This window comes from Streptomyces sp. 63XJN7_1_ISO-PGPR-S23-121 (genome assembly GCF_056173025.1).
Map to the genome: position 1 here is coordinate 6,754,224 of NZ_CM149653.1, position 14,581 is coordinate 6,768,804.

Genomic DNA, 14,581 nt, shown 5'->3' on the forward strand with positions numbered 1-14,581 from the left:
GGCCCCCGCGATCCCCCCGGATCTCCCCCCGCAGGCGTCCTGATGCCACGTACGACCCGCGGGGGGCGGGGAGGGTTGCACGGTTCGGAGAGATTTATTTTTCCGGCCCCGCGTGTTCCACGAACCGTCGTGCCGTTTCCGTCAGTACCTCCCGGCCGTCCCTGGCCCACAGGGTGTCGTTGAACAGTTCGACCTCGATGGCACCCGTGTAGCCGGCGGCCTCCACGTAGCCCTTCCACTCGCGCATGTCGATCGCGCCGTCGCCGATCTGGCCGCGGCCGTTGAGGACGCCCTCCGGAAGGGGGGTCGTCCAGTCGGCGAGCTGGAAGGTGTGGATGCGGCCCTGTGCGCCGGCCCGGGCGATCTGCGCGGGCGCCTGGTCGTCCCACCAGATGTGGTACGTGTCGACCGTGACGCCGACCTGGTGGGCGGGGAAGCGTTCGGCGAGGTCCAGGGCCTGGGTGAGGGTGGAGACCACGCAGCGGTCCGAGGCGAACATGGGGTGCAGCGGCTCGATGGCCAGGCGGACCCCGTGCCGCTCCGCGTACGGTCCCAGTTCGGACAGGGCGTCCGCGATGCGCTCGCGGGCTCCGCGCAGGTCCTTCGAGCCGGCCGGGAGGCCGCCCGAGACCAGGACCAGGGTGTCGGTGCTGAGGACGGCCGCCTCGTCGACCGCGCGGCGGTTGTCGGCCAGGGCCGCCGCCCGCTCGCCGGGGTCGATCGCGGTGAGGAAGCCGCCCCGGCACAGGGTCGTGACGGACAGGCCCGCGTCGCGGACCAGCTTGGCCGCGGCCTCCACGCCGTACGCCTGGACGGGCTCGCGCCACAGGCCCACGCCCGGTACGCCCAGCTCGCGGCAGGCGTCGACGAGGTCCGGCAGCGACAGCTGCTTGACCGTCATCTGGTTGATGCTGAAACGCGCGAGGTCGGTCACGGGGTCACTCCGTACAGGTGCAGCAGGGTCCTCATCCGTTCCTCGGCCAGCTTCGGGTCGGGGAACAGGCCGAGGCCGTCGGCGAGTTCGTAGGCGCGGGCGAGGTGCGGCAGGGAGCGGGCCGACTGGAGGCCGCCGACCATGGTGAAGTGGCTCTGGTGGCCCGCGAGCCAGGCCAGGAGGACCACGCCCGTCTTGTAGAAGCGGGTGGGCGCCTGGAAGAGGTGGCGGGAGAGGGGGACCGTGGGGTCGAGGAGGGCGCGGAAGCCCTCCGTGTCGCCGGTGTCCAGGACGCGGACCGCCTCGGCCGCCAGCGGGCCCAGGGGGTCGAAGATGCCGAGCAGGGCGTGGCTGAAGCCCTGGTCGTCGCCGGCGATCAGCTCGGGGTAGTTGAAGTCGTCCCCGGTGTAGCAGCGCACGCCCTGCGGCAGGCGGCGGCGCAGGTCGACCTCGCGCTGGGCGTCCAGCAGGGACACCTTGATGCCGTCGACCTTGTCCGGGTGGGCCGCGATGACCTCCAGGAAGGTGTCCGTCGCCGCGTCGAGGTCGGACGAGCCCCAGTAGCCCTCCAGGGCCGGGTCGAACATCGGGCCGAGCCAGTGCAGGATGACCGGTTCGGCGGCCTGGCGCAGCAGGTGGCCGTAGACCTCCAGGTAGTCCTCGGGGCCGTGGGCCGCGGCGGCGAGGGCGCGGGAGGCCATCAGGATGGCCTGGGCGCCCGACTCCTCGACGACGGCGAGCTGCTCCTCGTAGGCCGCCCGGACCTCGGCGAGGGTGCCGGCGGTGAGCTGGTCGGTGCCCACGCCGCAGGCGATGCGGCCGCCGCACGCCTTCGCCTCGGCGGCGGACCGGCGGATCAGTTCGGCCGCGCCGGCCCAGTCCAGGCCCATGCCGCGCTGGGCGGTGTCCATGGCCTCCGCGACGCCGAGCCCGTGGGACCACAGGTGGCGGCGGAAGGCGAGGGTGGCGTCCCAGTCGACGGCGGCGGGCCCGTCGGGCGTGGTGTCCGCGTACGGGTCGGCGACGACGTGCGCCGCCGAGAAGACCGTACGGGACGTGAAAGCGCTTCCCGTGGAGAGGGCCAGGGGTTCGGCGCGCGGCTCGTAGGTGCGCAGGGTGCCGTTCGCGTCGGGCAGGTGGAGGGTCACAGCGCGATCTCCGGCACGTCGAGGCGGCGGCCCTCGGCCGAGGACCTCAGGCCCAGCTCGGCGAGCTGGACGCCGCGGGCGCCGGCCAGCAGGTCCCAGTGGTAGGGGGCGTCGGCGTAGACGTGGCGCAGGAACAGCTCCCACTGGGCCTTGAAGCCGTTGTCGAACTCGCCGTTGTCCGGCACCTCCTGCCACTGGTCGCGGAAGACCTCGGTGGCGGGGATGTCCGGGTTCCAGACCGGCTTCGGGGTGGCGGAGCGGTGCTGGACGCGGCAGTTGCGCAGGCCCGCGACGGCGGAGCCCTCGGTGCCGTCCACCTGGAACTCGACGAGTTCGTCGCGGTTGACGCGGACCGCCCAGGAGGAGTTGATCTGGGCGATGGCGCCGCCGTCCAGTTCGAAGACGCCGTACGCGGCGTCGTCGGCGGTGGCGTCGTAGGGCTTGCCGTTCTCGTCCCAGCGCTGCGGGACGTGGGTGGCGGTGAGGGCCTGGACGGACCGCACCCGGCCGAACAGCTCGTGCAGCACGTACTCCCAGTGCGGGAACATGTCGACGACGATGCCGCCGCCGTCCTCGGCGCGGTAGTTCCACGAGGGGCGCTGGGCGGACTGCCAGTCGCCCTCGAAGACCCAGTAGCCGAACTCGCCGCGCACGGACAGGATCCGGCCGAAGAAGCCGCCGTCGATGAGGCGCTTGAGCTTGAGCAGGCCCGGGAGGAACAGCTTGTCCTGGACCACGCCGTGCCTGATGCCGGCCGCGTTCGCCAGGCGGGCGAGCTCCAGGGCGCCCTCCAGGCCGGTGGCGGTCGGCTTCTCGGTGTAGACGTGCTTGCCCGCGGCGATCGCCTTCCTGATCGCCTCCTCGCGGGCCGAGGTCACCTGGGCGTCGAAGTAGATCTCGACGCTCTCGTCGGCGAGGACCGCGTCCACGTCCGTCGAGACGTGCTCCAGCCCGTGCCGCTCGGCCAGCTCCCTGAGCGCGTGCTCGCGACGGCCCACCAGGACCGGCTCCGGCCACAGCACGGTGCCGCCGCCGAGGTCGAGGCCGCCCTGCTCGCGGATGGCCAGGATGGAGCGGACGAGGTGCTGCCGGTAACCCATGCGTCCGGTCACACCGTTCATGGCGATACGCACCGTCTTGCGTGTCACGTCGTTCCCTTCGTACGCGGTCCGCGCGCCGCATACGCCGAGGATCGGAAGAGGCGATACAGCAAGCGCTTTCTATTCACTATGAAGCTAGCCTGTGGACGGCGGTCCGGACAAGACCGCGTTCCGGGCGAGTTGTTCGAGGGGGCGAACAACTCCCAGGCGGTGGCCGTAAGGTCGGCACGGAACCGGGCCGGACCCGGGCCCGTGTACGACGGCGTACGACGAGAGCGCGACCGGAGGACGAGGACATGACGGTGACACTGGCGGACGTGGCGGCCCGCGCCCAGGTCTCCCCCGCGACGGTGTCGCGCGTACTGAACGGGAACTACCCCGTGGCCGCCTCCACCCGCGAGCGGGTGCTCAAGGCGGTCGACGAGCTGGACTACGTGCTCAACGGCCCCGCGAGCGCCCTGGCCGCCGCGACGTCCGACCTGGTCGGCATCCTGGTCAACGACATCGCCGACCCGTTCTTCGGGGTGATGGCCGGCGCGATCCAGTCCGAGATCGGCGGGCCGGGCGGCAGAGCCGGCGGCGAGAGACTCGCCGTGGTCTGCAACACCGGCGGCGCCCCGGAGCGCGAGCTGACCTATCTCACGCTGCTGCAGCGGCAGCGCGCGGCGGCCGTCGTCCTGACCGGCGGGGCGATGGAGGACGCGGCGCACCAGGCGGCGGTGGCGGCGAAGCTGCGCAAGCTGTCGGAGGCCGGGACGCGGGTGGTGCTGTGCGGGCGGCCGCCGGCGCCGGAGACCGGGGCGGTCGCGCTGACCTTCGACAACCGCGGGGGCGGCCGGGAGCTGACCGAGCACCTGATCGGGCTCGGGCACCGGCGGCTCGGGTACATCGCGGGCCCCGAGGAGCGGACCACCACCCGGCACCGGCTGGAGGGGCACCGGGCCGCGCTGGCCGCGCACGGCATCGAGGAGGACGCCGGCTGGACGGTCCACGGGCGCTACGACCGGCAGTCCGGCTACGAGGCCACGCTCGAACTCCTGCGCAGGGACCCGTCCCTGACCGCGGTCGTCGCCGCGAACGACACCGTGGCGCTGGGGGCGTGCGCGGCGTTGCGCGACTCCGGGCTGCGGATACCGGCGGACGTCTCGGTGGCCGGCTTCGACGACCTGCCGTTCAGCATCGACGCGGTGCCCGCGCTGACGACGGTCCGCCTGCCGCTGGCGGAGGCGGGGGCGCGGGCGGGGCGGATCGCGATGGGGCGCGAGGAGGCGCCGCCCGGGGGGATCGCGACGGTGCGGGGGGAGTTGATGGTGCGGGGGTCCTCCGGGGTTCCCCGGAAATGAGGGTGCCGTTTCCCGGGCGGTGCGGGGCGTCCGTGCGGGCGTCGTCCGGGGGCTGCCGCCCCCGGGCCCCCGCTTCGGCCTGGACGGCCTCGTCCTCGAACGCCGGACGGGCTGGAAGTCACCGGCGGCCCTCCGAGACGGCCCCGAAACTGGGGGAGAGCGCGCTCCGGCCCCTCGAGACCGCACCGGCGCTGGGTGGCGGCACACTCCGGCCCCCTCGAACGGCCACCGGGCTGAGGGACGGCACGCTTCGGTCCGCTGGGACGGCCACCGGGCTGAGGGCGGGCGCGCTCCGGCTCGCTGGGGCGGGTTCGGTCGCGACACCTTCGTGGTGGGGGAATCCGCGGGCGGATCGCGGGTATGGTCCCCGGGCATGAAGCTGGCGTTCTCCACTCTCGGCCTGCCCGGACTGCCGCTGCCCGACGTGCTGCGGCTCGCGACCGATCACGGATACCACGGCGTCGAACTGCGCGCCCATCCCGAGGAGCCGGTCAACCCCGGCCTCTCCCCCGGCGAACGGGCCGACGCCGCGGCCGCGTTCGAGGCGGCCGGCGTCGAGGTGCTCTGCGTCGCGGGGTACGCGCGGGTCGCCGCGCCCGGCGACGACGACACCGTCGTCGCCGAGATCCGCGGCCTGCTCGACCTGGCCCGCGACCTGGGCGCCCCGTACATCCGGGTCTTCCCCGGCGGCGGCACCGAACAGAGCCCCGACGAGGCCGACGCGACGGCCGCCCGGCGTCTGGGCACCGCCGCCGAGTACGCCACCGACGCGGGCGTGCGCATCCTGCTGGAGACCCACGACTCGCACCGCACCGGCGCCGACGCGATGCGCGTGCTCGGCCTGGTCGGCCACCGGCAGGCCGGCGCCCTGTGGGACGTCATGCACACCTGGCTGGGCGGCGAACAGCCCATGGACACCTTCGCGGCGCTGTCCCCGCACCTCGGCTACGTCCAGGTCAAGGACATCGCCTCCGTCGACGACACCACTCCGCTGCCGCTCGGCCAAGGCGTCCTGCCGCTGGCCGAGTGCGTGGAGGTGCTCTCCCGCGAGGGCTGGGACGGCTGGCTGTGCTGGGAGTACGAGAAGCGCTGGTACGAGGCGGCCGCCCCGCTGCCCGGCCTGCTGGACGAGGGCCGCCGTCACCTCGACCGGCTGCTCAACGAGTCGGCCTGACGACCGGCACGCCGGGGATGCGGGAAGGAACCGGGCGGGTGCTGCGCCTGGTTCCGCAGCGGCCGGTTGTCGCTGATCACGTACGTCTTCTGCGGAGACTCCGCCGCCCGGTCCGGCTGCGGCCGGTGACCGTCGCCGGGCCGTGTCCCGTCACGCCGCGCGCCCGGGGCGCCGGTGCCCCGGTCGGGTGCCGGGTCGGGCACCCGGGCCGCGTCGGCCCGCTCCGGGGACGAGGACCGCAGGCGGTGCCGGGGCACGGCACGCCGGGGCGGGCGGGTGAGGGTGATCTGGCGGACGAGCTGCTGGAAGCAGGTCAGGGAGGCCAGGCCCGGCAGGGCTGCGGCGGCGACGTCGACCACCGTCCTGGGTGTCTGGGCGGCCACGCACAGGAGCATCGCGATGAGCGAGAACGCCAGGACGACGCACCAGGAGTGCACGGCGCGACGCCGGTGCAGCGCCGCCCGCAGGACGGACAGCGACGCGGCGAGCCAGGGCCCGTAGACGAGCAGCGGCCACCACGAGACGGCGTCCGTCCGCAGGCGGGTCAGCGCGACGAGGCGCAGCGGATCGTAGGCGATCATGCCGCCGAAGAGGCTGACCGCGGAGGCGATGACGGTGATGGCGGCGGCGATGAAGTAGCTGACCGCCTGGAGTCCTCGCGGGCCGCGCCTTTCCCGCACCTTGCGGTGGCTGCGGGCGGTGGCTCTCAGCGGGGGCAGCTCGGCCGTGATCTCCTGGAGGTTCTGCAGGGGGCTGCCCGGCGCCGGGACCGCGGCCGGTGACTCGCCGTGGACGGCGGACGGCTCGGGGAGCTGCTCCTCCAGGGCGTCCTGGAGCATGAAGGCCAGCTCCTCGGCCGGGTCCCAGGACATGTCCGGCAGGGGCATCGAGAGGTCGTCGTCCGGGGCCCGGTGACGGCCGTGGCCCGCCTCGTAGGGAGGTTCCGCGTAAGGGGAGTAATCCGGTCCGTAATACGTTTCTTCGTCGTGCACGGCCCGGTCACTCGGCCCGCGAGAAGACGGGCCGTTCCCTCATGGCGGCCCACCGTCCGGCGAGGTCGTCCTGGAGCTCGCCCATGACATTCAGGAAATCCCGCAGAATCGGCTCGGTCTCCCGGAGCGCGACGGGTGTCCCCCCCTTTGTCAGGATGCCGTTCGCCGGGGTCGCCGCGCGCGTCGGTGCCGGAATATAAGCGTAGGAACCCAATGGAACCACTCGGTCCCCCGCCCTGTTCTTCCGCCCGGAAGCCCAAGGGAGGCACTTCCCCCCAGTTACCTTGGTCATGCCCTCACTAACGTGGCCCGCCTCATCCGGATGCGCGGCAAACGAGTGAAGGATTATCCAGACTAGTAATCCGTGCCGGCGTCCGTCCGCCCGTCGTTTCCGGGGGATTGTGCCCCGGGGGTTTCCGGCGCGCGCGGGACGCGACCCGGTTCTCCAGCCGCGCCGGCCGACTCGACGGCCGCGCGCGAGCGGCTGTTGCGGGCGTCCGTCCTCAGGTCGACCCGCGCGACCTCCCGGACCTCGAAGGCGCCCCGGAACAGGAGCAGTTCGGACGCGGCGTTGATGCCGGTGCCCTGGGCGGAGCGCGCCGGCCAGGTGAACCCGACCTCGACGGCGTCGAGCCGGTCCTCCGTCAGCCACGACCGCGGCTCCCGGTACGCCGTGGCGCCGACCGCCCGTCCGGTGGCGAGGGAGATCTGCGCGAAGGGCGCCGGCCGTCCCGTCGCCGCCCTGGCCCGCCTGGGCGGCGAGGTACGCGTCGACCTCCTCGGCCCGGGGAAGCCAGGTGTACCCGTAGGTGCCGCGCTCCTCCTCCGCCGCCACGGCAAGGTCAGCCGCGTGCCGCGGACCCGACGGCTCCAGCCGTACCGACGTGCCCTCGAGTACCGGTGCCTTCAGCGTGAACGTCACCGGCCGGATTCCTCCGCCCGGTCCCGCCGCCGTCGAACGGGTTTCCCCGGCGGCGCGGGCGGGTCACCGACGTCAGCGCCACCCCGCCCACGAGCAGAGCCGCAGCGCACCACCGCAGCGGTGTCACCGGCTCGCCCAGGAACAGGGCCGCCGACGTCATCCCGAACACGGGGACCAGCAGGGAGAACGGCGCGACCGTCGAGGCCGGGTGACGGCGCAGCAGCCAGCCCCAGGCGCCGAAGCCGAAGACCGTCGAGATCCAGGCGACGAACAGCAGCGTGCCCGCGCCCTGCCAGTCCAGGCCGCGCAGGGCCGCGAGGTCCCGGGAGGGGCCCTCCGTCAGCAGGGACAGCGCGAGGAGCGGCAGGACGGGGACGGTGGACACCCACACCATGAAGTTCAGCGCGTCGGGCGGGGAGGCCTTGCGGGTCAGGACGTTGGACAGGCCCCAGGCGGCCGCCGCGCCGACCACCATCGCGAAGGCGCCCAGCGGGCCGGAGGCGCCCTCGTCGACGGCCGCGACGCCGATGCCGGCGCAGGCCACCAGCATGCCCAGCACCCGCACACCGGTGGGGCGTTCGCCCAGTACCGCCGCCGCGATCACCGCGGTGAACACCGCCTGGACCTGGAGCACCAGCGACGACAGGCCGGCCGGCATGCCGGCGTCCATGCCGACGAAGACCAGGCCGAACTTCGCCACGCCGAGCACCAGGCCCACCGCCACGATCCACTTCCAGGCCACCTTCGGGCGGCCCACGAGGAAGACGGCGGGCAGGGCCGCCGCCAGGAAGCGCAGGGCGGAGAAGAGGAGGGGCGGGAAGTGGCCGAGGCCGATCTCGATGACCGTGAAGTTGACGCCCCAGACGGCGGCGACGAGCACGCCGAGAGCGAGGTGGGAAGGTCGCATGCGACGAGGATCGCCCGCCCGACCGTGCAGCACCAGCGATGATTGCTGCATGGTTGGATGAAGCACCGCTAATCAATGGGCAGGCCGGCGGTGCACTCCGCCCCTCGCGTCCGCCCCCTCGCGACCCGGGAGCCGACATGCTCGACCTCCAGCGCCTGCGTGCCCTGCACGCCGTCTCCGTGCACGGCACCGTCGGGGCGGCCGCCGCCGCGCTCGGCTTCACCCCGTCCGCCGTCTCCCAGCAGATCGCCAAGCTGGAACGGGAGACCAGGACGGTGCTCCTGGAGCGGGAGGGCCGCGGCGTGCGGCTCACCGACGAGGCGCGGCAACTGGCAGCCACCGCCCGGGAACTCATGGCCCTCGTGGAGCGCGCGGAGACCGAGCTGGAGGAGCGGCGCGGGGTGCCGGCGGGGCGGCTGACCATCGCCGCGTTCCCGTCGGCGGCGCGCGGGCTGATGCCTGCCGTGCTGGCGGTCCTGGCGGCACGCCACCCCGCGCTCGACGCCCGGCTGAGCGAGGCCGACCCGCACCTGTCCGTGGACCTGGTGGCGAAGGGCGCCGTCGACCTCGTCGTCGCCCACGACTGGGACATCGCGCCGCTGCCCGCCCCGGCCGGCGTGGAGCAGGCGCCGATCGGCGAGGACCTGTGCGACCTGCTCGTCCCCGAGGGGCACCCTTTCGCGGGGCGCGGGCCCGTACGGCGCGCGGAGCTGGGCGGGCAGCGCTGGATCTGCCAGCCGCCCGGACGGGTCTGCCACGACTGGCTGATGCGGACCCTGCGGACGGCCGGGCACGAGCCGGACATCGTCCACCAGGCCGACGAGAACCCGACCCTGGTCGCCCTGGTCGCCGCCGGGCTCGGCATCGCGGTGATCCCCCGGCTGGGGCGCGGCCCGCTGCCCGCCGGAGTGGTGGAGGTGCCGCTCGATCCGATGCCCGTGCGGCGGCTGTACGCGCTGTGGCGCACGGGGGCCGCCCGGCGTCCGGCGATCGCGGAGACCGTGCGCGCCCTGCGGGCGCACTGGCCGGCCGTCTCCGCGCACGCCGGCCCGGCCCCGTCCCCGGTGTCCCGCTGACCCCGCCGGCACCGGCTTCGGACACCGGGCGCCCGGCGGGGAACCCGGACCGGGCCCCGCCCGTCCCATCCGCACGCTGCCGGACGAGTCTGTCGTGGTGCGGTGTCGGCCTCGCTGCCGGCTGCGGCCGCCGACCACCCTCTCCTCCGTACCGCGGCCGGCAGCACGCCGCCGTCGGCGCCCTCCCTCCCCGGCGCCGGCGGCGGCCCGCGGGACGACTCCTGTGCGCTCCCTTGACTGGCAGAAACTTCCCGGATATTGGTGACTCCTTGGAAGTTTCCTTCAGCAGCTCTGCAGCGATTCCCCAGCGGATCACTCCGGAAGGAGCGCACGTGCAAGACAGCAGCACGGCCGGCACGGGAAGCACCGGACGACCCTCCAGACGTACCGTCCTCGCGGCCACCGCGGGCGTCACCGCGGTGCTCGCGACAGGCGGCACCGCGTACGCCGGCCGCCTCCGGCCGGACGACGACAGGCTCCGTGCCCTCATCTCCGGCATGACGCTCGAGGAGAAGGTCGGCCAGCTCTTCGTGATGCGGGTCTACGGCCACTCCGCCACCGCCCCCGACCAGGCCGACATCGACGCCAACCTCAAGGAGATCGGCGTCCGCACGGCCGCCGAGCTGGTCGCCAGGTACCGGGTCGGCGGCATCATCTACTTCGCGTGGGCGCACAACACCCGCGACCCGCACCAGATCGCCGAGCTGTCCAACGGCATCCAGAAGGCGTCCCTGTCGCTTCCGCGCGGGCTGCCGGTGCTCGTCTCCACGGACCAGGAGCACGGGATAGTGGCCCGCGTGGGCGAGCCGGCGACCCTCTTCCCCGGCGCGATGGCGGTCGGCGCGAACGGCTCGCGGTCCGACGCCCGCACCCTCGGGCAGATCGCGGGCGCCGAACTGCGCGCCCTGGGCATCCGGCAGGACTACGCCCCCGACGCCGACGTGAACGTCAACCCGGCCAACCCCGTGATCGGCGTGCGTTCCTTCGGCGCCGACCCCGCGGCGGTGGCCGGGCTGGTGGCCGCCGAGGTGACGGGGTACCAGCGCTCCGGTGTCGCCGCGTGCGCCAAGCACTTCCCCGGGCACGGGGACACGGCCACCGACAGCCACACCGGCCTGCCGGTCATCACGCACAGCCGCGCCGAGTGGGAGAAGCTGGACGCGCCGCCGTTCCGCGCGGCGATCGCGGCCGGCATCGACTCGATCATGACCGCCCACCTCGTGGTCCCGGCCCTCGACGACTCCGGCGACCCGGCCACCCTCTCCCGCCCGATCCTCACCGGCATCCTGCGCGAGGAACTCGGCTACGACGGGGTCGTGGTCACCGACTCCCTCGGCATGGAGGGCGTGCGGACGAAGTACGGCGACGAGCGGGTGCCGGTGCTGGCGCTGAAGGCGGGCGTCGACCAGCTCCTCAACCCGCCGAACCTCGACCTCGCGTGGAACGCGGTCCTGACGGCCGTGCGCGAGGGCGAACTGACCGAGGCCCGGCTCGACGAATCGATCCTGCGCGTGCTGCGGCTGAAGGCCAGGCTGGGCCTCTTCGAGGACGCCTACACCACGAGCCGGGACGTGGACCGCACGGTCGGCACCCGGGGGCACCTGGCCGCCGCCGACCGGATCGCCGAGCGGAGCACCACCCTGCTGGTCAACGAGGGGCACCTGCTGCCGCTCTCCCGCCGCCGGACGCCGAGACTGCTGGTCGTCGGCGCCGATCCCGCCTCCCCGTCGGGCACGACGGGCCCGCCGACCAGCACCCTCGCGGGCGCGCTGGGCGAACTGGGCTTCACGGCCACCGCGCTGTCCACGGGCACCGCGCCGTCCGCCGCGGTCGTCGACCGGGCGGTCGCCGCCGCCGGGGACGTGGACGCGGTGGTCGTCGCCACGTACAACGTCACCGCGGGCAGCAGCCAGCGCACGCTGGTCGACCGGCTGCTGGCGACCGGGAAGCCGGTGGTGGCGGTCGCCGTCCGCAACCCGTACGACGTGGCCCAGCTCCCCGCCGTCCCCGCCTGCCTGGCCACGTACTCGTGGACGGACGTCGAGGTGCGGGCGGCGGCCCGGGTCATCGCCGGGAAGGTGCGTCCGCGCGGGAAGCTGCCCGTGCCGGTGGTGCGGGCGGACGACCCGGCGACGGTGCTGTACCCGCTCGGCCACGGGCTGTCGTACCGGGCGTAGCGCGGCCTACGCCGCGCGCCGGGGGCGCTCGGCGTCACCGTGCGCAAAGCACCCCGCGCGTCTGGCGTGCGCCCGCCGCGGCGGGCCACGCTGGACGGGGGACCCGGGGGGACTGCCATGCGTGGGAGACGGTTCACGGGCGTGCTGTGCGCGCTCCCGGCGGTGCTCGCCGGGCTGCTGGCGGGCTGTCAGGCCCCGTCGTCCGGGGGGACGGAGAAGGCCGGGCGGCCCGCCGGGCAGGCGCCGTCGGCGACCGCCGTCCGGCCGTCCGGCCACGGGGCGGTGTTCCTGGCGGCCGGCGAGTGCAGCTCCTTCGGGGCGGTGAGCCCCACCGAGGTGCCGTGCTCGAGCGAGCGGGCGGCGGCCCGGGTCGTGGCCCGGCACGAAGGGAAGGCGTCGGGCGGGCCGCCCTGCCCGGCGACCACCGACTTCGTCCTGCACATCAGCGAGCGGCGGCCCGCCGCCGACGAGGACGGGGACGGCGCCGTGGCCCGGGGCTACGCCTGCATGCGGTCGCTCCGGCCCCCGCACCCCGGCGATCCGGGGGGCGGGGGCGGACCGCGCACCATCGTCGGGGACTGCGTCCGCGACGCCGGGAGCGGGAAGGTCCGCGAGACCGCGTGCGGCGGCGAGGGCGAACGGAGACCGCGGTACCGGGTGGTCGAGGCGGTCACCGGCCGGGACCGGTGCCCGGCCGGGACCGCCCTGTTCGTCCGCATCGACGACGCCGCGCGCCCGGTGGGCTGCGCCCGGCCGCTGTGAGCACGGTGCGCACAACGGCCGGACGCGGCCGGGGCCCGGGCGGTGCTACGGACGCAGCGTCGACTCGTGCCGCACGTCCCGCTTGTCCAGCCTGGCGTCGAACGTCGCCAGCGGCCTGGCCGCCGACGGGTTCTCCTGGACGGTGGCGGAGGCGACGCCGGCCCACTCGAGGATGCGGGCGGTGGCCAGGGCCTTCTGCCCGGGCACCAGGCCGGCGACGTTGGCGCCGTGGTTCATGCCGGGGGCGGTGACGACGTAGGAGTCACGCGCCCCGTGGCCGAGCCGGAACCGCTCGGCACCCCACGGGTCGTTCTCGCCATACACGAACAGCATGTGGTGGGCGTTGTGCCGCACCCAGGTGTCGACGTCCCGCATGGCCGACGGCTGGAACTTCATCGGGATCGACCGGGGCACGAAGTTGCGCGGCGGCTGGTAGCCGTAGCGGATGTACTTCTTCTCGATGTGCGGGAAGTGGATCGTCGGCGCACCGAGCTGCGTGCCCGCCTGGTAGTAGTACGGCGTGTACGTCTCCAGGCCCTGGTCGGTGTAGGCGGAGAAGCCGGAGATGGTGTCCACCGAGTCCCAGATCGCGTCGTCGGTGGCGTTACCGGCGTCCGCGGGGATGTCCGCGCAGTCGTTCAGGGTGCTGTACTGCCAGAAGCCCCACACGTAGTCGAGGACGACGGCCTCGTAGGCACGGTCGAGGCTGCCGATGGTGGTGAAGGTGTAGCCGTTCTCGGCCGCGTACGCCGCGTACTTCTTCTCCAGCGGTGCCCGGCGCACCAGCGCCTCGCGCTGCACGCCGTTGAGGCGGTCGCGGCACTCCTCGGTGCCGACGGTCGCGAAGAAGCGGTCGTAGGCCGAGTCCTCCTTGTTCACCACGTCGTTGGGGGCGACGTAGGCGACGACGCCGTCCATGTCGCGCGGGTAGAAGCGCTCGTAGTAGGTGGCGGTCATGCCGCCCTTGGAGCCGCCCGTGGAGATCCAGTTCTCGGAGTAGAGCGGCTTGAGCGCCGCGAAGATGCGGTGCTGGTCGCTGGCCGCCTGCCAGATGTCCAGCTTGGACCAGTCGGCCGGCTGGGGCCGGGACGGGGTGAAGTAGCGGTACTCCATGGAGACCTGGTTGCCGTCCACGATCTGGGTCGGCTCGCGCCGGCTCGGGTTCGTGGAGACGTTGTAGCCGCCGGTGTAGAAGACCGTCGGCCGGCTCACGTCCTTGTGCAGCACGGTGATCCGCTGCTGGAACGTGCCCTTGGACGGGTGCCGGTGGTCGACCGGCTGCGTGTAGTTCAGGACGAAGAAGCGGTAGCCGGTGTACGGCTTCTCCTCGATCAGGCTCATGCCCGGTATGGACAGCAGCCGGTCCTTGATGTCGACGGCCTTCGGCTCGGCGGCGGTGGCCGCTCCCGCCGTGCTGACGGTGCCTATGAGCACCACGAGCGCCAGCAGCCATCTGAGCGCCTTGCGCATGCACCCTCCCTGGGAAACAGATGTGCGCCGGAAGCTATCGGAGCAAGTCACCCGAACACCAGGGGAGCTGAGGAAATGGCAGCAGCGGAGCGGTCTCAGCAGAGGATCCAGCCGGAGCTGACGGCGCCCCGGTCGACGCCGCCGCGCACCCATACGCACCGCTGTCCGGCATGCACGGTCACCGGGCCGGCGCGGTAGGTGTAGCGGCCCGTGTCGACGACCGGCCGGCCGCCGCGCGCCTGCACGCTGACGGTCATCTTCCGCTTGGCGCCGGGCCGTTGGGGGACGGTGACGGCGCAGACGTAGCCGCCGCGCTTGTACACGTGGACCGACCCGGTGGAGAACGGCAGCGTCCGGACCTTGCGGCCCCCGCAGGGCGCCGTGGCCGCCCGCGCGTCGTGGGGCGCCGCGACCGCGAGGAGTCCGGCCGCGGTCAGTACGGCCGCGCCGGCCGTCAGCCGGCGGCGCATCCCGGCACCGTCCCTGCCCACGGCGGCCCCTTCCGTACGGTGATCACGGACGTACGGAAGTACGGACGCGGCGGACCGGTCGAATGGTTGCGCGAGTACGGGTGGC

Annotated in this window: 11 protein-coding genes and 2 pseudogenes; 5 read left to right on the top strand and 8 right to left on the bottom strand. The window is 73.8% G+C overall.

Annotated features, from left to right (window positions below; all coding sequences use genetic code 11):
- Positions 1 to 94: 94 nt before the first annotated feature.
- The 3 genes from AC0VYN_RS30250 to AC0VYN_RS30260 are packed head-to-tail and all read right to left on the bottom strand — an operon-like array spanning position 95 to position 3,230.
- Positions 95 to 934: a sugar phosphate isomerase/epimerase family protein gene (locus AC0VYN_RS30250; protein WP_475533533.1), complete on the bottom strand. Its 840-nt coding sequence runs from the start codon at positions 932 to 934 to the stop codon at positions 95 to 97.
- Entirely contained in the window at positions 931 to 2,082 is a 1,152-nt protein-coding gene (locus AC0VYN_RS30255) for a dihydrodipicolinate synthase family protein (protein WP_475533534.1), read from the bottom strand. The genes AC0VYN_RS30250 and AC0VYN_RS30255 overlap by 4 nt, the downstream gene beginning before the upstream one ends.
- The gene (locus tag AC0VYN_RS30260; protein WP_475533535.1) at positions 2,079 to 3,230 is read right to left on the bottom strand and encodes a Gfo/Idh/MocA family protein; all 1,152 of its coding nucleotides are present in this window, start codon (positions 3,228 to 3,230) and stop codon (positions 2,079 to 2,081) included. Before AC0VYN_RS30260 ends, AC0VYN_RS30255 begins: the two co-directional genes overlap by 4 nt.
- A 248-nt stretch (positions 3,231 to 3,478) precedes the next feature.
- Here AC0VYN_RS30260 and AC0VYN_RS30265 point away from each other — a divergent pair, with 248 nt between their 5' ends.
- Complete coding sequence (locus AC0VYN_RS30265) at positions 3,479 to 4,525, top strand: LacI family DNA-binding transcriptional regulator (RefSeq protein WP_385473370.1); 1,047 nt, start codon at positions 3,479 to 3,481, stop codon at positions 4,523 to 4,525.
- Positions 4,526 to 4,898: 373 nt separating this feature from the next.
- A complete protein-coding gene (locus tag AC0VYN_RS30270; RefSeq protein WP_451687972.1) occupies positions 4,899 to 5,699 on the top strand; it encodes a sugar phosphate isomerase/epimerase family protein in 801 nt (266 codons plus the stop codon).
- Between the two features lie 134 nt (positions 5,700 to 5,833).
- Here the strand turns inward: AC0VYN_RS30270 and AC0VYN_RS30275 are convergent.
- From AC0VYN_RS30275 to AC0VYN_RS30285, 3 genes and pseudogenes are all read right to left on the bottom strand, one after another.
- Positions 5,834 to 6,691 (bottom strand): annotated as a pseudogene (locus tag AC0VYN_RS30275) (DUF2637 domain-containing protein); the annotation flags it as partial.
- 441 nt (positions 6,692 to 7,132) lie between these two features.
- Positions 7,133 to 7,613: pseudogene (locus AC0VYN_RS30280) on the bottom strand (GNAT family N-acetyltransferase); the annotation flags it as partial.
- Positions 7,534 to 8,520 (bottom strand): EamA family transporter, encoded by a 987-nt coding sequence (locus AC0VYN_RS30285; RefSeq protein ID WP_475533536.1) that lies wholly within the window; start codon positions 8,518 to 8,520, stop codon positions 7,534 to 7,536. The pseudogene AC0VYN_RS30280 and the gene AC0VYN_RS30285, both read right to left, overlap by 80 nt.
- A gap of 137 nt (positions 8,521 to 8,657) precedes the next feature.
- Here AC0VYN_RS30285 and AC0VYN_RS30290 point away from each other — a divergent pair, with 137 nt between their 5' ends.
- From AC0VYN_RS30290 to AC0VYN_RS30300, 3 genes are all read left to right on the top strand, one after another.
- Positions 8,658 to 9,596, top strand: a complete 939-nt coding sequence (locus tag AC0VYN_RS30290; RefSeq protein ID WP_475533537.1) for a LysR family transcriptional regulator — start codon at positions 8,658 to 8,660, stop codon at positions 9,594 to 9,596.
- Between the two features lie 332 nt (positions 9,597 to 9,928).
- A complete protein-coding gene (locus AC0VYN_RS30295) occupies positions 9,929 to 11,773 on the top strand; it encodes a glycoside hydrolase family 3 protein (RefSeq protein WP_475533538.1) in 1,845 nt (614 codons plus the stop codon).
- 117 nt (positions 11,774 to 11,890) lie between these two features.
- Entirely contained in the window at positions 11,891 to 12,535 is a 645-nt protein-coding gene (locus AC0VYN_RS30300) for a hypothetical protein (RefSeq protein ID WP_475533539.1), read from the top strand.
- Between the two features lie 45 nt (positions 12,536 to 12,580).
- Here AC0VYN_RS30300 and AC0VYN_RS30305 read toward each other — a convergent pair whose 3' ends face one another.
- A complete protein-coding gene (locus AC0VYN_RS30305; protein ID WP_475533540.1) occupies positions 12,581 to 14,005 on the bottom strand; it encodes a S28 family serine protease in 1,425 nt (474 codons plus the stop codon).
- Positions 14,006 to 14,100: 95 nt separating this feature from the next.
- A complete protein-coding gene (locus AC0VYN_RS30310; RefSeq protein ID WP_475537016.1) occupies positions 14,101 to 14,475 on the bottom strand; it encodes a hypothetical protein in 375 nt (124 codons plus the stop codon).
- Positions 14,476 to 14,581: the final 106 nt, after the last annotated feature.